This window comes from Streptomyces sp. NPDC086080 (assembly GCF_044540255.1).
Lineage (GTDB): Bacteria > Actinomycetota > Actinomycetes > Streptomycetales > Streptomycetaceae > Streptomyces.
Window position 1 is genome coordinate 146,643 of sequence record NZ_JBITRU010000014.1, and the last position, 22,661, is coordinate 169,303.

The window sequence follows — 22,661 nt, forward strand, 5'->3', positions numbered from 1 at the left end:
CACCCGACACCCGACACCCGACACCTGGACCCTGACACCCGACCGCACACCTTCTCCCTCCCCCCACAACCGTCAACAACCCCGCAGCGAAAGGTGATCGATGGCCGACACGGATCCCGCCGGGCCGGTGCTGGACCGGGACGAGGTGGACCGTGCGCTGGCGCGGCTCGGCGCGGAGCACGAGGCGATCGAGACCTCGCTCCTCGCCCTGCAGGACCACGCGGGCCGACGACTCCTGGAAGGCGCGCAGCTCACCGGCCTCACTCAGGAGCGCTGGACGGCCACGGAGGCGTCGATCACGCTGCTGTGGACCTACTTCGACGCGTACACGGACGCGTTGCGCACGGCCCGGGACATCCGCTCCCGCCGCCGCTGGTCCAGCCGCGAGGACCTGGTGGAGCTGACGGAGCTGCTGCGCGGCGACTCGGTGACGGTGGCCGGCAGCGCGTCGGCCACGGCCAACGCACCCACGCTGCACGGCGGCCGCCCCGGAAGGCTCAGCGAACGCTTCTCGCTCGCCACCCTGGTCGACCGGATGAACGAGCTGTACGCGACCTCGCTGGACATGATCGTGGCCGCGGACGCGGTGTGGTCGGCGCTGCCGGCCCGGATCGACCTGCTGGCCGCCGAGCTCCATCGCACCAGCAGGCTCGCGCACTCGGTCGGGGTTCGCCCGGGTGAGCATCCGGCGGGCGACGACCTGGAGCGGATCACCCGCACGCTGACGAGGCTGCGCGAGCAGGTGGTGTCCGACCCGCTGGCGTACTGGAAGCCCGCGGAGGGCAGTTCGGCGCCGGGCGGTGGAAGACCGGACACGACGGTGTACGACCGCGAGGCGCGCGCGCTGGAGGACGTACGCCGCGAGATCGACGCGGTGCTGATGGTCCGCCAGGACGCCGAGCAGCGCATCATCAGGCTGCGTGACGTGCTGTCCCGCGCCGACCGTACGCTCGCCGAGGCGCGCACCGCGCGGGGCGAGGTACTGGCGAAGATCGCCGCGACGGAGGTGCCGGTGGTCAGCGGGCCGCCGACGGTGCTGCAGGAGCAGTTGTCGACGGCCGCCGAATACCGCAGGCACGCCCAGTGGCACCGGCTGTCCCCGCTCCTGGAGTCCCTGGAGCAGAAGGCGGAGGACGAACTGCTGCGCGCCCGTGAGTCGTTGACGGCGGTCACGGCACCGCTGGCAATCCGCGCGGAGCTGCGCGGGCGGCTGGACGCCTACAAGGCGAAGGTGGCCCGGCACGGCCTCGCCGAGGATCCCGAGCTGGTGGAGCGGTACGAGAAGGCGCGCCGCATGCTGTGGAGCGCGCCCTGTGATCTGCGCGTCGCCGAACAGGCGGTGCTGCGCTACCAGCACGCGGCGACGGAACTGCTGAGCGGCACACCGCGGGTGCCGGGCCAGGGCGTGTCCGACGAACGGAGGGGGCCGGGCGCATGAGCGACCAGGAGGGGGCGGTGTCATGAGCGAGCCGGAGAGCCGGCCCGCCGCGGCCGGCCAGGCGCCGCACGCCTGTCAGCGCCCCGACTGCGACGGCGTGTACGAGGACGTCGGCGGCGGCGAGCTGTACTGCGACACCTGCGGCCTCGCCCCGGTCGTGTCACCCACGGGCCTGGTCGCCTCGCCCCCGACCGGCATCACGGCGGGCGGCCGTGCCTCACGCGGCTCGTCCGGCGGCGGACGGGCCGGCAGCGGACGGGCCGGCAGCGGACGGGCCGGCAGCGGACGGGCCGGCAGCGGACGGGCCGGCAGCGGACGGGCCGGCAGCGGACGGGCCGGCAGTGGACGGGCCGGCAGCGGACGGTCCCGCGACAGCCGGGCCGGCGGGCACAGCTCGCGTACGTCGTCCCAGTCGTCGAAGTCCCGGCGTTCGGTCTCCGGGCGGCTCTCGCGCGCGCTCTCCGGCCGGACCTCGGGCCGCTCGGTGTCGGTGCGCAGCTCCGGGACGGGCGCCGGTTCGTCCGGCCGGGGCCGCCTCGGTGCCGGGCTGGTCGAGGTGCCGCCGATCCCGCGTCCCGATCCGCGCGGGATGGTGCTGGACCACCCCGAGGTGCCCGAGCGGAAGCGGTTCTGCTCGCGCTCGGACTGCGGGGCGCCGGTGGGCCGGGCCCGCAACGGCCGGCCGGGGCGTACGGAGGGGTTCTGCACCAAGTGCGGACACCCGTACTCGTTCGTGCCGAAGTTGCGGTCCGGGGACGTGGTGCACGGCCAGTACGAGGTGGTCGGCTGTCTGGCACACGGCGGCCTCGGCTGGATCTATCTCGCCGTGGACCGGGCCGTCTCGGACCGCTGGGTGGTCCTCAAGGGCCTGCTGGACACGGGCGACCAGGACGCGATGGCGGCGGCGATCTCCGAGCGCCGCTTCCTCGCCGAGATCGAGCACGCCAACATCGTGCGGATCTACAACTTCGTGGAGCACCTGGACCAGCGCACCGGCTCGCTCGACGGCTACATCGTCATGGAGTACCTGGGCGGCAAATCGCTGAAGGAGATCGCCAACGCCCGTCGCACCGCGGAGGGCAGACGTGACCCGCTGCCGGTGGAGCAGGCGTGCGCGTACGGCATCGAGGCCCTGGAGGCGCTCGGGCATCTGCACAGCCGCAACCTGCTGTACTGCGACTTCAAGGTCGACAACGCGATCCAGACCGAGGACCAGCTGAAGCTGATCGACATGGGCGCGGTGCGCCGGATGGACGACGAGGAGTCGGCCATCTACGGCACGGTCGGCTACCAGGCGCCCGAGGTCGCCGAGGTGGGTCCTTCGGTGGCGTCCGACCTGTACACGGTGGCCCGTACGCTCGCCGTCCTCACGTTCGACTTCCAGGGGTACACGAGCGTCTTCGTGGACTCGCTGCCGGACCCGGACAACATCGAGGTCTTCCGGCAGTACGAGTCGTTCTACCGGCTGCTGGTGCGGGCCACCGACCCGGACCCGGCCCGCAGGTTCGCCTCCGCGCAGGAGATGACCGAGCAGTTGACGGGTGTGCTGCGCGAGGTGGTCTCCCTCCAGTCGGGCCGGGCCCGCCCCGCGCTGTCCACTCTGTTCGGCCCGGAACTGCGGGTGACGGACACGGAGTTGTTCCCGCCGCTGAACGGGGAGGTGTCCCGGCTGGGGGCCAGGACGCCGCGCTCCCGGACCCGGACCCGCAAGGGCCGCCCGGCCCTCCCTCCTGCGGGCGGCACCCCCACGGTCCCCACCGCCCCCGCCGCTTACGCCCCTTGGCCCACCACCCCTGCCGCTCCGCCCTCCGCCGCCCTCGTCAAACCCGTCGACTGCGCCCGCGCCGCGCTCGCGCTCCCCGTTCCGCATGTCCACCCCGCCGACCCCAACGCCGGCTTCCTCGCGGGTCTGCTCACGTCCGCGCCGGGTGAGCTGATCAACGCGCTGGCCGCGGCGCCCGCCCCGTCCACCGAAACCCGGCTGCGCGAGATGCGCGCCCGGCTGGAGACGGGCGAACTGGCCACGGCGCTCGGGACCCTGCGCGCTCTGGAGGACCAGGACCCCGACGACTGGCGGGTGGTCTGGTACCGGGGGGTGGCCGCGCTCGTCACCGGCGACCACGAGGGCGCCGCGCTCGCCTTCGACGCGATCTACGACGCCTTCCCGGGTGACATCGCGCCGAAGCTGGCGCTGGGTCTGTGCGCGGAGGTGCTGGGCCAGTTGGACAACGCGGCGGAGTACTACCGGCTGGTGTGGTCGACCGATCCGAGCTATGTGAGCGCCGCGTTCGGGCTGGCCCGTGTCCAGTTGGCGGCCGGTGACCGGCGCGGCGCCGTACGGACGCTGGAGTCGGTGCCGGAGTCCTCCATCCACTACACGGCCGCGCGGGTGGCGGCCGTCCGGGCGCGGCTGCGCGGACGCACGGCCGCCCCCGGTGACGTACCGTTTCTGGACGACCTGGCCGCCGCCGCGGGGCAGGTCGAGGCCCTGGAGGCGTACGGTCTGGATCCGGCACGGCGTGAGCTGTTGTCGGCCGAGGTCCTCGGCTGCGGGCTGGACTGGGTACTCTCCGGGGGCCAGGGTTCCGCTCCTGCGGCCGCCGGGGGACGGACGCTGCTCGGCAGCGGCCTGGACGAGCGGGGCCTGCGCTTCGGCCTGGAGCGTTCGTACCGCATGCTGGCCCGGCTGGCGCGCGGTGCCGAGGAGAGGATCGACCTGGTGGAACGTGCCAATCGTTACCGCCCCCGGACGTGGGTGTAGTTGATGTCGCAGATGCCCCAGCAGGCCGCGCTGTCGAAGTGCCCGAGCTGCGAGGAACCCCTCGAGTCGGGTGATCGTTTCTGCGGTGCGTGCGGATACGACCTGTCCGTGGTCCCCGCACGGCCGCAGGACGAGCCGACCATCGTCATGAACGGCTCGGTGCCGGCCCAGACGTCCGCCGACCGTGCCCACCCCGGGCCGCCGCCCTCGTCACCGCAGGCGGCACCGCAGGCCGCCCCGGCCTGGCCCGCGCCCGCCCCGGATGGCTCCGTCGACGCGCCCTCGACCCATCAGCCGGCGGACGTACCGGGCACGAACTCGGACGGCTCCCCGCCGTCCGGCGGGGCGGACGGACCGGCCGCCCCTGTTCCCCCCGCCGCTTCCCCCGCCGCCCCCGCTCCCCCCGTCCCCTCCGCTTCTCCCGCTCCCACCCCCGCCCCCGCCCGGACGCCGGCCGAGGGCGGCGCCGTACCCCCGCCGCCCGCTCCCCCGGCCCCGTCGTCGGGGGTGCGCTTCGACCGCCGCTCGCAGCCCGACGCGCCCCACGCGCCCGCCGGTCCCGTTCCGGAGGGGCAACCCGGCGGTGTTCCTCATCCCGCGCAGCCCGAGGAGTACCCGCTCCAGGCGCCCGACCCCCGGGTGGCCGCCGGGCCGGAGCGCCAGGCCCGCGGCGCGGTGTGCGTCGCCTGCCGTGCGGGCAGGGTGGACGACGACGGCTACTGCGAGAACTGCGGCCACGCCCAGCCGCGCGAACGGGACCACATGGAACAGGAGTGCGGCCCCCTCGCCGCGGTCAGCGACCGCGGACTGCGCCACCACCGCAACGAGGACGCCTTCGGTATCGGCACCACCGCGCTGTCCGACGGCTCGCCCGCCTCCGTGGCGATCGTCTGTGACGGCGTCTCCTCGGCAACCCGCCCCGACGAGGCGTCCATGGCCGCCTCCCGCGCGGCGACCGAGTCACTGCTCGCGGCCCTGCCGCGCGGCACCCACCCGCAGCAGGCGATGCACGACGCGATCATCGCCGCCTCCGAGGCGGTCAACGCGCTGGCCGACGAGCCCGAGGCCGCCGCCCGTGAGCACACCCCGCACCAGAACGCCCCGGCGTGCACGATCGTCGGCACGGTGGTGGCGGCCGGTCTGCTGGTCGTCGGCTGGGTCGGTGACAGCCGCGCCTACTGGATCCCGGTGGACCGCTCCGCCCCGGCGGCCCGTCTCACCGAGGACGACTCCTGGGCCGCGCAGATGGTCGCCGCGGGCCTGATGGGCGAGGCCGAGGCGTACGCGGACCACCGGGCCCACGCGATCACCGGCTGGCTCGGCGCGGACGCCTACGAACTGGAGCCGCACACCGCGTCCTTCAAGCCGGACCGGCCCGGAGTGATCGTGGTCTGCACCGACGGCCTGTGGAACTACGCGGAGTCGGCCGACGACCTGGCCGAGATCGTCCCCGCCGACGCCGCCGTGCGCCCCCTGCACAGCGCGCGGGTCCTGGTCGGTCACGCCCTCGACGGCGGGGGCCACGACAACGTAACAGTGGCCCTCGTGCCGTTCCCCGCCGTCCCCCAGGGGGCAGGATCGGCCTGAGGCCGCGTACGGGAAGCCTCCTACGGGGTCTTACGGAGTCCTACGGCAAACCGCGACGGACCGGAGGGGACCGGTCCGTCGTCCGTCGTCGCCCCGCGCCGTCGGGGCATCCCAGGGGGAGCGAACAGGCATGGCCATCTTGTCGAAATCGAACGTGCCGCAGTTCTCGGTGGACGTGTACCAGAACGAGTACCTGCCGGAAGGCGGCCGCGAGGTCAACGCCATCGTCACGGTGACGGCGACCGGCGGCGGCACCATCGGCAGCGCGGTGACGGCGCCCCACCTCTACTCGCCCGGTGAGGGGCCGTCGGCGGCCGTGGTCCTCATGGTCGACTGCTCGGGCTCGATGGACTACCCGCCGACCAAGATGCGCAACGCCCGGGACGCGACGGCCGCCGCGATCGACGCCCTGCGCGACGGCGTGCACTTCGCGGTGGTCGGCGGCACTCATGTGGCCAAGGAGGTGTACCCGGGGGGCGGCGCCACGGCGGTCGCCGACGCCTCCACCCGTGAGCAGGCCAAGCGGGAGCTGCGGAAGCTGAGCGCGGGCGGCGGTACGGCGATCGGCACCTGGCTGGGGCTGGCCGACCGCCTGCTGGCGTCCGCGGACGTCGCGATCCGGCACGGCATCCTGCTCACCGACGGCCGCAACGAGCACGAGTCGCCGGAGGATCTGAAGGCGGCCCTGGACGCCTGCGCCGGACGGTTCACCTGCGACGCCCGCGGTGTGGGCACCGACTGGGAAGTGAAAGAAGTCACAGGCATCGCCTCCGCGCTCCTCGGCAGCGCCGACATCGTCGCCGACCCGGCCGCTCTGGCCGCCGACTTCACACAGATGATGGAGACGGCGATGGGCAAGGAGGTCGCGGACGTCTCGCTGCGGCTGTGGACCCCGGCCGGTGCGACGGTGCGGTACGTCAAACAGGTCGCGCCGACGGTCGAGGAACTCACCGGCCGCCGCACCGAGTCGGGCCCGCGAACAGGCGACTACCCGCTCGGTTCCTGGGGCGACGAGTCCCGCGACTACCACGTCTGCGTCGAGGTGCCGCCCGCCGGCCTCGGCCAGGAGATGCTGGCGGCCCGGATGTCGCTGGTCGTTCCGCAGCCCGGAGGAGGCGTCCGGAACCTCGGCGCCCAGGGTCTGGTGCGGGCCGTGTGGACGGACGACATGGCCGCCTCGACGTCGATCAACCCGCAGGTCGCCCACTACACCGGGCAGGCCGAACTGGCGCATGTCATCCAACAGGGCCTGGACCTGCGCAAAGCGGGAGACATGGGTGGAGCAACGGCCAAACTGGGCCGTGCCGTTCAGCTCGCGAGTGCCTCCGGCAACGCGGATACTGCGAAACTGCTTGCGAAGGTGGTGGACGTCGTCGACGCCGCGACCGGTACTGTGCGACTGAAGGCGAAGGTGGAGGAGGCCGACGAGATGACGCTCGAGACTCGGTCGACCAAGACCGTTCGTGTGAAAAAGTGACCGGAAGTAATCGAGCCTGACCCCTCGGGGTTGGAGAAATCCGGCCGAACCGGCCGGACAAGGAGAGGGGGAAGCGCCGACATGCCGACCTGCCCGAACGGACACCAGTCGGGTTCCGACGACTGGTGCGAGGTGTGCGGTCACCGCATGGCGGGTGCCGTGCCCCCACCTCCGCCCCCACCGCCCCCGCCGCCCGGCGGCGGCTACGGATTCCCGCCGCCCGGCGGCCCCGCAGGCGGTCCCGGTGGCCCGGGAGGCCCGGGAGGCCCTGGTGGTTACGGCGGCCCCGGTGGTCCCGGTGGCCGGACCGAGCTGTGCCCGCAGTGCCGTACGCCGCGCGAGGGGTCCGCACCGTTCTGCGAGGAGTGCCGGTGGAACTTCCTCACGAACACGGCGACCTCGTACACCCCGGCCGCCCCGCGTCCGCCGGCCCCGGGCCCCGGTCCGGGCGGGCCCTTCCAGCAGCAGCCGCCCGGCCCGTCGTACGGCGGCGGTGACTCCTACGACTACCAGGGCTCGCGTCCCTCGCAGATGAACCGGCCCGCCGAGCCGATCCCGCCGGGCCCGCCCGGCTTCGGCGGCGACCCCTCACGACCGGTACCGCCGTCACCCGGACCGGGTGGTCACGGTGGTCCTGGTGGCCCTGGTGGCCCTGGTGGTCCCGGTGGTCCCGGTGGTCAGGGTCGTCCCGGTGGTCACGGTGGTCCGAACGGCCCGGGTGGTCCTGGTGGGCCCGGTGGCCAGGGTGGTCACGGCAATCCGAACGGCCCCGGTGGTCACGGCAATCCGAACGGCCCGGGTGGTCACGGTGGTCCACAGGCCTTCCAGCCCGGTCCGCAGGCCCCGCCCGGATACCCGCAGGAGACCGGCCACCCGCAGCCGGGCGGGCCGTCCTTCGGCGGCGCCGACGACGACTGGTTGATCCCCCCGCCGAACGGCGGACCGGGTGGCCCTGGTGGTCCCGGTGGCCCTGGTGGCCCTGGTGGCCCGAACGGGCCCGGTCAGCGTGGCGATTACGGCTATCCGCAGCCCGGCGCCACCCAGGCGCCGCCCGGACCCGGTGGCTACCAGCAGCAGCCCCGCCAGCCGCAGGGCCCGGTCACCTGGACCGCCACCATCGGTCCGGACCGCGAGTACTTCATGGCGATGATGCACCGCTCCGGCCCCGAGGCCGCAGGGCTGAACCTGCCCGCGTACTCGCCCGAACAGCAGCGGCGGCTCACCGGCAACCAGATCACCATCGGGCGCCGCCGTCACTCCACCGGCGACACCCCCGACATCGATCTGTCCACGCCACCGGAGGACCCGGGCGTCTCGCACCAGCACGCGGTGCTGGTCCAGCAGCCCGACGGCACCTGGGCGGTCGTCGACCAGAACTCGACCAACGGCACGACGGTCAACGGCTCGGACGAGCCGATCCAGCCGTTCGTCCCGGTCCCGCTCCAGGACGGCGACCGCGTCCACGTGGGCGCCTGGACGACGATCACCATCCGCCGGGACTGAACGAGGCTCCAGGACGTCCCCGGCGGCCCCGCGAAGACGGTCGGCCCGCCGGGGGTCCGCCGAGACCCTTCGAGCCCCGCCGAGGTCGTCCTAGCCGGCCGGCACCGGCCAGGCGTGCGGCCCCCCGGGGTCGTCCAGCCAGGCCCGGTCGGTCTCGGCGTCGATGGTCAGGCCGTAGCGTTCGCGCTGCGGCCTGCCCTCGTCCTCCCACAGGTCGTACGCCCGTCGCGGGTCGAGGGCCCCGGCGGTCAGCGCCAGCAGGAACCGGAACACATCGCTGCCCCTGGCCGCTCCCGGCAGCCCCTCCAGGTCCGGCGGTTCCGGCCCCGGCCGGCCCGTGCCGCGCAACGGCACGAAATACGCCGGCGTGTGCAGAAAGCGTCCCTCGGCGTGCCCGGCGTCGCGCACGGTGAGCGCGACCAGGCCGGTGGCGAACGGGGTGAGGATGCGGCCGCCCGGGCGGCACTGGGCGAGCCAGGCGCGCGGGACGGACGGCACGGCGCAGGTCGCGATGATCCGGTCGTAGGGAGCGTGTGCGGGCACTCCGCGGGCGCCGTCGCCGGTGACGACGGCCGGCCGGTGTCCCGCGGCGTCGAGGTGCCGCCGGGCCGATTCGGTGATGTCCGGGTCGAGGTCGACGGTGGTGACCAGGCCGTCGTCGCCGAGCCGGTGGGCCAGCAGGGCGGCGTTGTAGCCGCTGCCGGTGCCGATCTCCAGGACCCGCTGTCCGTCCCGTACGTCCAGGCCGGCCAGCATCAGCGCCATCAGGGAGGGCTGGCTGCTGGAGGAGAGCAGCTCGCCGTCGCGCAGCCGGATCGCCAGCGGCGTGTCCTCGTACGCTCCCCGCAGCCACCGCTCCCGTGCGCCGGGGGCGGGGTCCTCGCCCCACCGGCGTTCGTAACCGCCGACGACGACGGCGTAGTAGGACGGCACGAAGAGGTGCCGTGGTACGGCGGCGAACGCCTCCCGCCACGACGGGTCGGCGTCGAAGGCCCCGCTCGCGCCGATCTCCCGCACGAGCCCCGCCCGCGCCGCCTCGGCGAGCCCGTCGTCCACCTCACGGTCCTGGCCGCCCATGTCTCCACAGTACGTAGGCCTTGAGTCCTACGTCCTGCCGTCTGAGACCATGGACGACGTGACAGAGATTCGGCGCGGCACGCTGCAGGAGCAGACGTTCTACGAGCAGGTGGGCGGGGAGAAGACCTTCCGCCGGCTCGTTCACCGTTTCTACGAGGGGGTGGCCCAGGACCCACTGCTGCGGCCCATGTACCCCGAGGAGGACCTGGGCCCGGCCGAGGAGCGGCTGGTCCTGTTCCTCATGCAGTACTGGGGCGGCCCGACCACCTACAGCGAGAACCGCGGGCACCCGCGGCTGCGGATGCGCCACGTGCCGTTCAAGGTCGACCGCGCGGCCCACGACGCCTGGCTGAAGCACATGCGGGACGCCCTGGACGATCTCGGCCTGTCCGAGGAGCACGAGCAGACCATATGGAAGTACCTGACGTACGCGGCGGCCTCGATGATCAACTCACCGGACTGAACCGGCGGCCGTCCGGCCGGCACCGCACGCCTCAGCACACGCCTCAGCGCACGCTGAGGCCCAGCGCCCCGGTGCCCGCCCGGCGCACGGCGACCGACCCGTAGGGCGTACGCAGCCGGAGCCACGCCCCCGAGGAGAGCAGGGTCTGCTCGGCGCCCCGCAGGAACCCCAGCGACTGGGCGGCGTGCACGGCTCGCACCGGGAGGCCGGTCTCCGCGACCGTGCGGGACCAGATCTCCCGCCCGACACGGTCGAGTTCGGCACGGGTACGCAGCTCGGGCGCCAGTTCCTCCGTACGGGAACGGAACTCGGCGACCGACGCGGCCACGAGCCCGCGCAGTGCGCCGGGCGCCGGCAGCCCGGGCTCGGTCCGCCAGCCACCGCGTGGCGGCAGCACGCCGGCCCACGGCGGTCCGGTCACCGCACCGGGTACGAGGGCCGTGGCGGCGGACTCGTCCACCGATTCCAGCAGCTCACCCGCGGACACGGTCACGTCCAGACCGACGTCCAGCCCGTTCTCGTACGGCTTCGCCAGCCGTACGGCGCGGACGGCGAGCACCTCGAAGGACGGCGGCCGGCCGAAGACGGCGAGCGCCGTGCCGGCCGCCTGCAACCGCACCGCGGCGGAACGGTCGTAGTGCAGCAGCCGGGAGAGGAAGGCCGCGAGATCCGCGGCCTCCCCCTCGTCGTCGAGATGGAGCACCATCATGCGGCGACGGCCTCCTCCTTCTCGTCGGCGGTGTCGTCCACGTCGTCCGTGTCGTCCGTGTATTCCTCGAGGAACTCGCGCTCCTCCGCGGTGATACGGCGCGGCCGCTGCGCCTCGAAGTCGAACGGCACTATCACCGTCGACGCGCGGACGTAGACGACATCGCCGTCCTTCACCTCGTACGTGAGGGTGAAGGAGGCGGCCCTGATCTGCGTGACCCACAGCTCGATGTCGACCGGGTGGTGCCGGTGGACGAGCTGCCGCTTGTAGTCGATCTCATGGCGCGCCACCACGGACCCCTGCTTGAAGTCCTTCTCCGGGCGGAACAGGAAGTCGATCCGGGCTTCCTCCAGGTAGCGGAGGAACACCACGTTGTTGACGTGGCCGTACGCGTCCATGTCCGCCCAGCGCAGCGGGCAGCGGTAGATGTGCCGCAAGAGATCAGCCCCGGGTCAGCTTCTTGTAGGTGGCACGGTGCGGACGCGCCGCGTCCGGGCCGAGCCGCTCGATCTTGTTCTTCTCGTACGACTCGAAGTTGCCCTCGAACCAGAACCACTTGGAGTCACCCTCGTAGGCGAGGATGTGCGTGGCGACGCGGTCGAGGAACCAGCGGTCGTGGGAGACGACCACGGCGCAGCCGGGGAACTCCAGGAGCGCGTTCTCGAGGCTGCCGAGCGTCTCGACGTCGAGGTCGTTGGTCGGCTCGTCGAGGAGCAGCAGGTTGCCGCCCTGCTTGAGGGTGAGCGCGAGGTTCAGCCGGTTGCGCTCACCGCCGGAGAGCACGCCCGCGGGCTTCTGCTGGTCCGGCCCCTTGAACCCGAACGCGGAGACATACGCCCGCGAGGGCATCTCGACCTGCCCGACGTTGATGTAGTCGAGCTCGTCGGAGACGACCGCCCACAGCGTCTTCTTGGGGTCGATGTTCTCGCGGCTCTGGTCGACGTAGGAGATCTTGACGGTCTCGCCGACCTTGATGGACCCGGAGTCGGGCTCCTCGATCCCCTGGATCATCTTGAACAGCGTGGTCTTGCCCGCGCCGTTCGGTCCGATGACCCCGACGATGCCGTTGCGCGGCAGCGTGAACGAGAGGTCATCGATCAGAACCTTCTCACCGAAGCCCTTGCTGAGGTTGTTGACCTCCACGACGACGCTGCCCAGGCGCGGGCCCGGCGGGATCTGGATCTCCTCGAAGTCCAGCTTCCGCATCTTGTCGGCCTCGGCGGCCATCTCCTCGTAGCGGGCCAGACGCGCCTTGGACTTGGCCTGCCGGCCCTTGGCGTTGGACCGCACCCACTCGAGTTCGTCCTTGAGGCGCTTCTGCCGCTTCGCGTCCTTGGCGCCCTCGACCTTGAGACGGGTGGCCTTGGTCTCCAGGTACTTGGAGTAGTTGCCCTCGTAGCCGTGCAGCCGGCCGCGGTCGACCTCGCAGATCCATCCCGCGACGTTGTCCAGGAAGTACCGGTCGTGGGTCACGGCGACGACGGTGCCCTCGTACTTGGCGAGGTGCTGCTCCAGCCAGTTCACCGACTCGGCGTCGAGGTGGTTGGTGGGCTCGTCGAGCAGCAGCAGGTCGGGCGCCTCGAGCAGCAGCTTGCACAGCGCCACACGGCGCTTCTCGCCACCGGAGAGGTTGGCGACCGGCCAGTCCCCGGGCGGGCAGCCCAGGGCGTCCATGGCCTGCTCCAGCTGCGCGTCGAGGTCCCAGGCGTTGGCGTGGTCGAGCTGCTCCTGCAGCTTGCCCATCTCGTCCATCAGCGCGTCGGTGTACTCGGTCGCCATCTGCTCGGCGATCTCGTTGAACCGGTCGAGCTTGCCCTTGACCTCGGCGACGCCCTCCTGGACGTTCTCCAGGACCGTCTTGTCCTCGTTCAGCGGGGGCTCCTGGAGCAGGATGCCCACGGTGTAACCGGGAGTGAGGAACGCGTCACCGTTCGACGGCTGCTCGAGCCCCGCCATGATCTTCAGGACCGTCGACTTACCAGCGCCGTTCGGACCGACGACGCCGATCTTCGCCCCGGGCAGGAAGCTCAGGGTGACGTCATCGAGGATCACCTTGTCGCCGTGCGCTTTGCGCGCCTTGCGCATGGTGTAAATGTACTCAGCCAAGAGAAACCGTCCGGCAGCTTGAAATCTGGCAGTGGTCAGATACACCCCATCTTGCCGTACCGCCACCCCTGGGACGAAACGCGTCGCCCCAGGTGCCCCTGACCTGTCGCTTTGCGACCGGCGCAGCCGACCGCCTGCCACGGTGCCACCGTCGGCCGGGCTCCGGCGCCACGAGGCACTCCTGGTGTCGGCCCTCGGGTTCCGCGCGACGCGCTTTCGCCCGCGGTGACCGAATGGACGCGCTTTACTGACGCCATGGAGATTCTGGAGGGGCCGGTCGAGTGGTGCCCGGACCTGCATGCCGAGGGCACCCAGTCCCGGATGCGGCGGTGCGCGTGGGCATCTCCCTGTCCGCGCGACGCCCGCTGGAGTGTGCGGGTCAAGGACAAGGGCGGCGAGAGCTGGTGGGCCGTCTGCGAGGAACACCGTGCTTCATCGGCGGTCCTGAACACGGGTTCTCCGTGAGAGGACCGCACAGCCACGACTGATCACCGGTGGCCGTGAGCCGCCGTCGCCGGATCGATCGACGTCCGGGCCCGCTGTTGAGCTGTCGGCACTGGTCGGCGTTGGTCATCACTGAGCGCCTTCCACGGCCCGGGACGGCCTGGGACGGCCTGGGACGGCCTGGGGACGATCCCGGGGACGGCCCCGGGGATGCTCAGTCGCCGGACGGGATCTGGCGCTGGCGGGTGATGACCAGGGCCGCTCCGCCCAGGACGACCAGGGCTATCGCGCTGCCCGTGATCCACGGGGTGGCACTGGAGGCGCCGGTGGCGGCGAGGTTGGTGTCGGTGGGGGTGTCCACCAGGGGTGTGGCGCTGGGGGCGGTGAGGGTCTGGGTGGTGGCGCCCACCTCGGCGGCCCGGGTGCGGCAGTCGAGCATGCCGGTGAAGCGTTCCTGGAAGCCGGGCGGGCCCTGGACCGTGAAGTCGTACGGCTGGTCCTCGTTCAGCGGGACCGTCACCGTGCCGGACCCGCCGACCGCGACGGTGTGCTCCGCGCCCGCGAGTGCGAAGGTGAACGGCTCGTCGCCCCGGTTGGTGACCGTGAGGTCCACGCCGCCCTTGACGCAGTTCTCACGGGCCGACAGGGCGGGTATCGCGCCCTTCTCCGCCCAGGTGGCACTCGCCGTCGCCGAGACGGTCGACTCACTGGATCCGGCCAGGATCTGTGTCTGGCTGCGGCTCTCGGAGACGAAGGCACGGCCGACCGGCACCGTCGTGGAGGCCTGCGCGGTCAGCTCCACCGTGTCCGCCGCCTCGTCCTCGGGCACGTCGAAGAAGATCCTGCTGCCGTCGACGGCCGTCGTGACGGGCTCGCCCTTCTCGTCCACGATCCGCACTCCGCCCGTCGCGGCGTCCGCCGGCGGGGAGACCGTCACACTGTGGGCGTCGGTGCGGACCGTCACCGGGCCGACGCGCTCCCCCGGACGGCCGGAGACAGCCGGGGGGTCCAGGGTCAGCGATGCCGCGGGCTCCGGCCGGTTGCGGGCCTTTTCGTGGAGATAGTCGGCGAGTTGCTCGGCCTGCGGGTCGACGGCGTCCACGTCCAGGTCGTCGGAGTACCGCCAGATGGCCACCTGGGTGCCGGCCGCCGCGTCCTGCTCGGTGAGCCGGCCGCGGACGCCCGCCTTCTTCGCCAGCGCCGCGAGGTCGTTCACCTGCGGGTAGGAGTTCTGCAGGATCCAGTGGATCCGGCCGGCGTCCTCGTTGATGCCCAGCGAGGTGCCGCTCCAGGCGGTCTCGTGGTACTTGGCGTCCTTCTGGGTGGGCGTGTGGATGTCGACGCAGTAGGTCTGCAGCGTGCCGCCACCCTCGACCGACATCTCGAACAGACCGGCGGAGACCTGGGTGTCCCCAGCGGCGCCGCGTATGACAGCGGCGCCGTATGTCTTGAGTCCGCCTATGGTCGCCGCGGCTCCGCCGCGTCCCGGCGCCGTCCCGTCGTCGGCGGCCGCCGTCCCGGCGCCGGCCAGCACGGTGGTGGCGACCAGTCCGGACACCAGAGCTCCCGCGGCGAGACGGGCCGACCCACGTCCGCGCGCGGTCCACGCGGAGAACGAAACAGACACCTAATTCCCTTCCGAGCAGGACCCGTTGGCGCGGGGGGATGGCCCCACCAGCAGAGTCTCCGGCCCCCAGGAGCCGTCCCGGCATCCTAAGGAGGCGGCGGACAGCGCTTGCCGATGATCGTGCCGGAGGAGTGATCCGATCCGGAATCGTTATCGCCGGAGCCTCCACGGGCGCGACTTGTCGACAAATCAACCGGGATAATTTCGGCACGCACCCGCTGATAAGCCCCAGTTCGGCCCGGTGCCGGGCCGATTACGATGAGCTGACGTCATGTCACGGAAACTTTTTTCGCCCGGGGTTGTGAGGTCACCTCATCCGCGGGCGATGAAGTCTCCGGCGGAGTCTCCCAGTTGGGTTCCGGCCTGTCCGGGGCGGCGGACGGCTCCGGCCTGGGCGCGCGACGGAAGGCGGCAGTCCCCCGGGAGAGGTCGTGGCCGATCGCCACCGCGTCGATGTCCGCCGACATCCAGCCCTGCTGCCCCTCCCGCGGCTCCGTACGTACCTTCAGCCGGCCCTGGACGATCACCGGTTCGCCCACCGACAGGGACGCCGCGGTGTTGGTGGCGAGCTGGCGGTTGGCCCACACGGTGAAGAAGTTGGTGTGTCCGTCCGCCCAGGCGCTCTTCTCCCGGTCCCAGTACCGGGAGGTGACCGCCACCCGGAACCTCGCCGCCGGACCGGACACCGTCTCCCGGTACACCGGCCGTGTCGCCACGTTCCCCACCACGCACACCATCGTCTCGTTCATCGCGTCTGCCTCCCTGGCCCCGTCCGTCGGCGTCACGCCGACGCCGGGCCGAAACGCGTACGGGCCCGTCCCGTACAGCCGCCGTCTGGCGCGGCGACCGCGGACCGTCCCGCGATCGCCGTGGAGCCAGACTGCCGCCGCCGGGCCGGGCCCGCCGAGCGCTGTGGACGACCTCCGGCCTGTGGATATCTCCGCCACCCGAACGGGCCTCCGCCACGAAAGGCCGGGGGCTCGGTCACGGAAGGCTGGGAGGCCCGGTGGGGGCTCGGTCGCGGAAGGCCGAAGGGCTCAGCTTCTTCCGGCCCCCACCCCCACCACCTGCCCGTACCGTTCCCGGACCTCCCGGTACCGCAGGAGCTCCGCCGCCACCGGGTCCAGGACGCGGGCCCGCCCGCAGCCCGAGGCCGCCTCCCGAAGCCGTCTCTCCGCCTCCAGCCCGTACCGCCGCGCGGGCCCCCTGGCGGCCATGCGGCAGCTCCATTCGATGAGCGGACCGCCGACGATGCCGATCACCATCAGCAGCACCGGCACTCCCAGGTTCGGCGGCACGACCCCGATGATCTGCGCCAGCAGCCACAGCCCGCCCACGAACTGCAGGGCCGTCATCGACACCTGAGCCAGTACGGCCACTGGCCACCACCCCGGCCGCGGTGGCCTGCCCGGGGGCAGTCCCGCGCGTACGGCCAGTTCGTCCAGCGCCTCCGGCAGCCCCTGGGAGCCACGTACGGCCGCCTCACGCACCGCCTGCGCCCACGGTGCCGGCAGTCCGGCCGAGGCACGGTCGGCCACCGTCCGCACCGCCTGCTCCACCCGCTGCCGGGCGGTGATCTCCTCGTCGGGGTGCCCACGCAGCGTGACCCGGCCGGTGGACGGCTCGCTCCGCTGCCGGCACCAGCGCCACAACCGCAACCAGGGCGTGCCGCACGCGCGGTTCGCGTTGCGCAGCCAGGCCCGTTCGGCCGCCTCTCCCGCCGCGGTGGCGCCCACGGCGTCCGCGAGCCGGTCGGAGAACTCCTCGCGTGCCTCCTCGCTCAGTCCGGTGCGGCGGCGGGTGGCGTACACGGGCCACAGCCGGGCCGCCGCGATGTCGATGTCCGCGGAGATCCGGCGGGCCGGCGCCCCGCGTTCGGCCACGAACCGGCCGAGCGCGTCCCGCAGGTCCCCGACCCCTTCGCCGGTGAGCGCGGACAGCGCCAGCACGGTCGTGCCGGGTTCGCCGTACTCGCCGAGGGCGATGCCGTCCTCGTCGAGCAGCCGCCGCAGATCGTCCAGGACCTGCTCGGCAGCCTCCCCGGGCAGCCGGTCGACCTGGTTGAGGACGACGAACATGACCTCCGCGTGGGCCGCCATGGGCCGCAGATAGCGCTCGTGCAGCATGGCGTCGGCGTACTTCTCGGGGTCGACGACCCAGATGACCGCGTCGACCAGCCCCAGCACGCGGTCCACCTGCTCCCGGTGCTGCACGGCCGCGGAGTCGTGGTCGGGCAGGTCGACCAGGACGAGCCCGCGCAGCCGTTCGTCCACCTCCGTCGCCGACTGCAGGGGACGGCGTCTGAGCCGGGGCGGGATGCCCAGTCGCTCGATGAGGCTCGCCGCTCCGTCGCTCCAGCTGCACGCGATGGGCGCCGCGGTGGTCGGCCGCCGTACGCCGGTCTCGGAGATGGGCACTCCGGCCAGCGCGTTGAACAGCTGCGACTTGCCGCTGCCGGTGGCGCCCGCGAGGGCGACGACCGTGTGCTGTCCGGAGAGTCCGCGCCGCGCGGCGGCCTCGTCGAGGACCCGGCCCGCCTGGGCGAGGGTGCGGTTGTCCAGCCGGGTGCGGGAAAGCCCGACGAGCTCACGCAGCGCGTCGAGCCGCGACCCCAGCTGCGGGCCGTACTCCAGCGGAGTCACCTTCTGCGGTGCGGACGCCCTCGGCTCCGTCACCCGGCACTGCTCCTCACCGGCGCTCCCGTTCACGCGCCGCGCGATCAGCCCGTCGTCCCAGGGGTCCGCGGCATCCGGGGGAGAGCCGTCGGCGTCGTCGGCGGAGAGGCCGGAGTGCTCGGAGTGCTCGGAGTGCTCCAGGTGGTCGGAGCGCTCGGTGTGGTCGGAGTGCTCCAGGCGCTCGGAGTGCTCGCGGTGGTCGGGGTGCTCGGTGTGGTCCTGGTCAGTGACGGCGGTCACCGGTCACCTCTCCTTCTGCAGTACGGACAACGCGGCGATGAGCTCGGGCTGGGGTTCCGCGTGCACTTCGAGCGCGTCCAGCGGGGTGAGCCGGCGTTCGCGTTCTTCGTGCATCACCCGGTCCACGTACGCGACGAGCAGCCGTCCGGCGCGGTCGCGCAGCCTCAGCGCGCCGTGCGCGCCGATCCGCTCGGCGAGTCCCTCTCCGGCGGTCCGGGCCCGGCGGCCGCCCAGCACGACGGTGGCGACCAGCGCGGCGACCGTCTCGGGGTCGGGAGCGAGGCCGCGGTCCAGCTCCCTCACCTCGTCCTCGGCGCATTCCTCGAGCTCGCGCCGCCAGCGCCGTACGGCCAGCCCGATCCGGTGTTCGGCGCTCTCCGGGCCGCGGTCGCGGTCGGCGAGTTCGGGGGCGTCCGCGGCGGGTTCGCGCCGCCAGGCGTCCTCGACGCGCTCGTCGGCGGCGGCGACGGCGCACAGCAGCAGCGCGCCGAGGCTCTCCACCAGGGTGTCGAGAAGTTCGCCCGGGGTGCAGTCGAGGGGGAAGGCGCGCCACCGTTTGAGCGCGTCCCCGGCGAGTACGGCTCCGGCCTGCAACCGGCCACGCACGCGGGAGTGCTCACTGTCGTACGCGCCCTCGATGGCGGCGGTGAGCCGCAGCGCGGCGGCGTACTGGGCGGCGGCCGCCCCGGCGAGCTGGGGCAGCCGGGAACCCAGGGAGTCGAGGACGCCGTACGCGGTGCGGGCCACGACGTGCTGCCGGGCGGCGGGGTCCAGCGTCTGGTGGACGAGCCAGGTGCGCAGCGCCGCCACGGCGGTCGCGGGCAGCAGTCCGCCGCCCCACGCCGACTCGGGCAGTTCGGGGACGGTGAAGCGGGGGACGTGACCGAGTCCGGCCTTGGTGAGCAGCGCGCCGTACTGCCGTGACACCTCGGAGACGACCTGGTGGGGCACCCGGTCCAGCACGGTCACCAGGCTGACGTCGTACTCCTTGGCGGTGCGCAGCATGTGCCAGGGGACGGCGTCGGCGTAGCGGGCGGCGGTGGTGACCATGATCCAGATGTCCGCGGCGCTGATGAGCTCGGCGGCGAGGACACGGTTGTCGGACACCAGGGAATCGATGTCGGGGGCGTCGAGGAGGGCGAGGCCAGGGGGCAGGGTGTCGGCGCTCTCGACGCGCAGCACGCGCGCGGGGTTCTCGCCGGGCAGCAGCAGATCGTCCGCCGGGTCCTGATGGTGGGGCACCCATACACGCGTCAGGTCGGGCAGCACCCGCATTCCGCTGAACCAGTGGTGATCCTCCGGATGGCAGACGAGCACGGGTGTGCGTGTCGTCGGCCGCAGCACGCCCGCCTCGCTGACGCGCCGACCGACGAGGGAGTTCACCAGGGTGGACTTTCCGGCCCCGGTGGATCCTCCGACGACGGCCAGCAGAGGCGCTTCGGGATCTCTCAGCCGGGGCACCAGATAGTCGTCGAGCTGGGCGAGCAGTTCGTCGCGGTCGGCACGCGCGCGTGCGGCCCCGGCCAGGGGCAGCGGGAAGCGTGCGGCGGCGACACGGTCGCGCAGGGCGGAGAGTGCGTCGAGCAGCTGAGGCCGTACGTCCAAGGTCACCACATGCGAAGAATGCCCAATTTTAGGGGAATTCTGAAGCATATGAGCATGTCTGCGTGCCGACGGACCACAAGGGGCGGAGGAGGCGGCTGGGGCTCGGACACAGTTCAGGCATAACGAGTGCACAACACCCGATGCGCGAGAGGCCAAAATCGGTGCACGATTCGCACCTTCCTGCGATTATCAGGACCGCTTCACCTGACCTCCACATCGAGCCACGGAGGCGAGGCGACAGGGACAAGGATGCGGGAGCCCTATCCTTGTCTCCGGCAACGTCAGGAACGGCCCCGACCAGGGCACCATGACGCCAGGCCGTCACACCGGCCCCCGTAGCTCAGTGGATAGAGCAGGCGCCTTCTAAGCGCTTGGCCGCAGGTTCGAGTCCTGCCGGGGGCGCAAGTCTCCGCCCTCCTTCGGGAGGGCGTTTTTGCCGGCCGGAGGGCGTTCATCGGGCTCGGCGGAGCACCTTCGGGGGTGCGGGTGGGCCCTCGGGCGGAGTCGGCTGGTTCACGTCGGAGCAGGATCCGCGCAAGATCCTGCTGCTGTCCTGCGCCGCGGGCCGCTGGGACCTTCTGGTGGTCCCCCGGAGGCGTGCGCCCTCTCGGCCGCCCGCCTGATGGCCGCCGCGATCGCGGACACCGGCCCGCCGACGACGGCGACGGCGACGGCCACCGTGGCGGCGGAACAGGCCGGCGATTCCTCCTCGCGAGGCCACCACCGGCCGACCCGGCCGGCTGGTGATGGGGATGTGACGGTCCTCGTCGCCGGACCTGGTCGTCGGTGCCCTGATGATTCCCGGGCGGTCCGTGGTGGGCCGGATCAGTCGTGGCCACTTGCCGCGGCCGCCATGAGCAGTTCCGCGGCTTCCTCGGTCGTATCCGGAGGCACGACCAGCAGGTCCCAGCGCCCCCGGCCGGGGGCGAGCAGGAGGATCGTGTGCGGGGCGGACGCCGCCACGGTCCTGCGCAGTCGTACGACCTGGTTGGAGACGAGCATCCGGCCGGGACCCGCGGGCCATGTCGCCCCGTTGACGGTGACGCTGGTGATGTGGCCCCACGTGCGCGGCAACCCGGCGAGCAGCCGGGGGAGTTCCGCGAGCAGGTCGTACGAACGGGGCCACCACGCTCCGTCGATGGTCCGGGGCATGCCACGGCGGGATGCGAGACGCAGCCGGAGGACGGGGTGGGAGGGAGGCGGGGACTGCAGTGCGGTGGTCATGAGGCTCCTGCCAACTGCCGTAAAGGGCTCAATGGTCGACGTCAGGCGCGGCGGGCCTCGACCCGCTCCGCCGTCGGCCGGCGCACGTCGTACACCCAGCCGAGACGTTCGAGGAGTCGGATGGCGGCGGCGGAGGGGTCGAGCTGACCGCGGTCGACGCCGTGGCGCGCGCTGGTGGGGTCGGCGTGGTGGAGGTTGTGCCGGCTCTCGCCGAAGGAGAGCAGGGCCGGCGGCCACAGGTGGGTGGCCCGGTCGTGGCGGCGGGTGCGGAAGGGGCGCTCCCCGATCAGGTGGCACAGGGAGTTCACGCTCCAGGTGACGTGATGGAGCAGCGCGATGCGAACAAGTCCCGCCCACAGCAGCGCGGTTACGCCGTACACCCAGGTACCGCCGATGGCCCAGCCCACCGCGAACGGCAGCGCGAGCGTGAGGACACACAGCGCCGGGAAGGCGCGGGCGACGGCACGGATGTCGCGGTCGGCCAGCAGGTCGGGGGCATAGCGCTCCGGCGGCGTACGGTCGTTGCGGAACAGCCGGCCGACATGCGCGTGCAGCAGCCCGCGCGACTGGCCGCGCAGATGCGTGCCGTGCCGGCCGGCGAGACCGATCGCCACGAACGGCAGGACGACGATCACCGCGGTCACCGTGACGTACAGCCGGTCGCTGCCGCTGCGCGCGGGCGCCGGGCCGTCGGGCTGGAACGGGGACGTCCCGTCACAGCCCTGGGGCGGCGGGGCGGGGTCCGACGGTGTGACCGCCGGGGACGTGGTGGGACTGCGTGGCATACGTGACTCCTCGGCCTGGATGCGGATGCGCGGCCGGGGTCACGGGCTGCCCATGTGAGGGGAGGCGCGAGGGCGGAGCCGGTTCGGACACCGGCGTACGAAGAGTCCTCGCCTCTCCCACCGTACTCCCGCACGCTCCAAGACGGGGCGGGCCGGATCGCATGGGCCCCGCGTTGACACGGACCGTGGCCGGACGTTGACTGGCAGCACGGTGCAGGGCCATGCCACCCCGGACCACACGGCGAAGCATTCCGCTCTCCCGCTCGCCCAGCCCTCGCGGGGGACCCACCTACCGGACAACAGTGAGGCCGGCCATGACCGTTTCACGGACCATCAGGAACCAGGCGCAGACGACGAAGGGCAGGTTCACGGAAGAGCTCGGCCGGGTCACGCGCCACAGGCCATCGCAGCGCCGAGGCAGGGCCGGCGGGGTTTCCGGAAGCCTGAAGCAGGCCGCGGAGAAGGCCAAGGGCGCCTTCAGGCGGAACGGAGGCGGCCCCCGATGATGTACGACCAGACACGCGCCCAGCAGCCCGCGGGCCAGGGCCGGGGCCCCACCGAGCGCCGTACCCCGGGCCCGGAGCCGCTGCTCCCGTCGGGCGAACAGGACAGGATCGTCCAACGCCTCCGGCACGCCTTCAACACCTTCGCCGACACCCCGCACGAGGCGCTGGAAGAGGCCGAGAGTGCCTATGACGAAGCCACCGCCCAGCTCGTGAACGCCCTGGCGGAGCGGCGGCGCCTCCTTCGCGCCGGCTGGCAGGACCGGGACCCCGAGACACAGTCCGACGCACTCCGGCTCGCGCTGAGGCAGTACCGGGAGATCACCCAGCGGCTGCTCCACATCTAGGCAGCCACTACTCCGCGCCCCGGCGGAGCGCGGAGTAGTGTGGACCGTACCGAGGGCATTTCGCACACCGGTGCCATACCGGGTCGTTCT

18 protein-coding genes and 1 tRNA gene are annotated in these 22,661 nt (G+C 72.6%); 9 read left to right on the forward strand and 10 right to left on the reverse strand.

Annotated elements, in window-relative coordinates:
- The first annotated feature begins 100 nt into the window (after positions 1-100).
- From ACIF9R_RS18715 to ACIF9R_RS18735, 5 genes are all read left to right on the forward strand, one after another.
- Positions 101-1,438: a hypothetical protein gene (locus ACIF9R_RS18715; RefSeq protein WP_399981045.1), complete on the forward strand. Its 1,338-nt coding sequence runs from the start codon at positions 101-103 to the stop codon at positions 1,436-1,438.
- A 22-nt stretch (positions 1,439-1,460) separates the two neighbouring features.
- Positions 1,461-4,199, forward strand: coding sequence for a tetratricopeptide repeat protein (locus ACIF9R_RS18720; RefSeq protein WP_399981048.1), 2,739 nt, complete (start codon positions 1,461-1,463; stop codon positions 4,197-4,199).
- Between the two features lie 3 nt (positions 4,200-4,202).
- Entirely contained in the window at positions 4,203-5,786 is a 1,584-nt protein-coding gene (locus ACIF9R_RS18725) for a PP2C family serine/threonine-protein phosphatase (RefSeq protein ID WP_399981051.1), read from the forward strand.
- A gap of 130 nt (positions 5,787-5,916) precedes the next feature.
- On the forward strand, positions 5,917-7,263 hold the full coding sequence (locus tag ACIF9R_RS18730; protein ID WP_399981054.1) for a VWA domain-containing protein: 1,347 nt from the start codon (positions 5,917-5,919) through the stop codon (positions 7,261-7,263).
- 81 nt (positions 7,264-7,344) lie between these two features.
- Entirely contained in the window at positions 7,345-8,766 is a 1,422-nt protein-coding gene (locus tag ACIF9R_RS18735) for an FHA domain-containing protein (RefSeq protein ID WP_399981056.1), read from the forward strand.
- Positions 8,767-8,856: 90 nt separating this feature from the next.
- On the opposite strand, the gene ACIF9R_RS18740 is transcribed toward ACIF9R_RS18735, so the two are convergent.
- Positions 8,857-9,843 carry a methyltransferase domain-containing protein gene (locus tag ACIF9R_RS18740; RefSeq protein WP_399981059.1) on the reverse strand — a complete coding sequence of 329 codons (987 nt, stop codon included), beginning with the start codon at positions 9,841-9,843 and terminating at the stop codon, positions 8,857-8,859.
- Between the two features lie 49 nt (positions 9,844-9,892).
- On the opposite strand from ACIF9R_RS18740, the gene ACIF9R_RS18745 reads away from it, so the two are divergent.
- Positions 9,893-10,306: a globin gene (locus tag ACIF9R_RS18745; RefSeq protein WP_399981062.1), complete on the forward strand. Its 414-nt coding sequence runs from the start codon at positions 9,893-9,895 to the stop codon at positions 10,304-10,306.
- 43 nt (positions 10,307-10,349) lie between these two features.
- Here the strand turns inward: ACIF9R_RS18745 and ACIF9R_RS18750 are convergent, their stop codons facing one another.
- Genes ACIF9R_RS18750 through ettA form a run of 3 tightly spaced genes read right to left on the reverse strand, consistent with a single transcriptional unit; the run spans position 10,350 to position 13,121 of the window.
- Positions 10,350-11,015 (reverse strand): hypothetical protein, encoded by a 666-nt coding sequence (locus ACIF9R_RS18750; protein WP_399981065.1) that lies wholly within the window; start codon positions 11,013-11,015, stop codon positions 10,350-10,352.
- Entirely contained in the window at positions 11,012-11,452 is a 441-nt protein-coding gene (locus ACIF9R_RS18755; protein ID WP_399981068.1) for an acyl-CoA thioesterase, read from the reverse strand. Before ACIF9R_RS18755 ends, ACIF9R_RS18750 begins: the two co-directional genes overlap by 4 nt.
- Before the next feature lie 4 nt (positions 11,453-11,456).
- Positions 11,457-13,121, reverse strand: coding sequence for an energy-dependent translational throttle protein EttA (gene ettA / locus ACIF9R_RS18760; RefSeq protein ID WP_399981071.1), 1,665 nt, complete (start codon positions 13,119-13,121; stop codon positions 11,457-11,459).
- Between the two features lie 255 nt (positions 13,122-13,376).
- On the opposite strand from ettA, the gene ACIF9R_RS18765 reads away from it, so the two are divergent.
- On the forward strand, positions 13,377-13,586 hold the full coding sequence (locus ACIF9R_RS18765) for a hypothetical protein (RefSeq protein ID WP_399981073.1): 210 nt from the start codon (positions 13,377-13,379) through the stop codon (positions 13,584-13,586).
- A gap of 193 nt (positions 13,587-13,779) precedes the next feature.
- On the opposite strand, the gene ACIF9R_RS18770 is transcribed toward ACIF9R_RS18765, so the two are convergent.
- From ACIF9R_RS18770 to ACIF9R_RS18785, 4 genes are all read right to left on the reverse strand, one after another.
- Entirely contained in the window at positions 13,780-15,192 is a 1,413-nt protein-coding gene (locus ACIF9R_RS18770; protein WP_399981075.1) for a Cys-Gln thioester bond-forming surface protein, read from the reverse strand.
- A gap of 269 nt (positions 15,193-15,461) precedes the next feature.
- Positions 15,462-15,941, reverse strand: a complete 480-nt coding sequence (locus tag ACIF9R_RS18775) for a single-stranded DNA-binding protein (protein WP_399981077.1) — start codon at positions 15,939-15,941, stop codon at positions 15,462-15,464.
- A gap of 288 nt (positions 15,942-16,229) precedes the next feature.
- Positions 16,230-18,107: a GTP-binding protein gene (locus tag ACIF9R_RS18780; RefSeq protein ID WP_399981079.1), complete on the reverse strand. Its 1,878-nt coding sequence runs from the start codon at positions 18,105-18,107 to the stop codon at positions 16,230-16,232.
- 3 nt (positions 18,108-18,110) lie between these two features.
- Entirely contained in the window at positions 18,111-19,721 is a 1,611-nt protein-coding gene (locus ACIF9R_RS18785) for a dynamin family protein (protein ID WP_399981082.1), read from the reverse strand.
- A gap of 320 nt (positions 19,722-20,041) precedes the next feature.
- On the opposite strand from ACIF9R_RS18785, the gene ACIF9R_RS18790 reads away from it, so the two are divergent.
- Positions 20,042-20,114: transfer RNA gene (locus ACIF9R_RS18790), tRNA-Arg, on the forward strand.
- A 423-nt stretch (positions 20,115-20,537) separates the two neighbouring features.
- Here ACIF9R_RS18790 and ACIF9R_RS18795 read toward each other — a convergent pair.
- Positions 20,538-20,936, reverse strand: a complete 399-nt coding sequence (locus ACIF9R_RS18795) for a DUF5994 family protein (protein WP_399981084.1) — start codon at positions 20,934-20,936, stop codon at positions 20,538-20,540.
- Between the two features lie 41 nt (positions 20,937-20,977).
- A complete protein-coding gene (locus ACIF9R_RS18800; protein ID WP_399981086.1) occupies positions 20,978-21,721 on the reverse strand; it encodes an acyl-CoA desaturase in 744 nt (247 codons plus the stop codon).
- A gap of 502 nt (positions 21,722-22,223) precedes the next feature.
- Here ACIF9R_RS18800 and ACIF9R_RS18805 point away from each other — a divergent pair.
- Positions 22,224-22,571, forward strand: coding sequence for a hypothetical protein (locus ACIF9R_RS18805; RefSeq protein WP_399981089.1), 348 nt, complete (start codon positions 22,224-22,226; stop codon positions 22,569-22,571).
- Positions 22,572-22,661 lie beyond the last annotated feature (90 nt).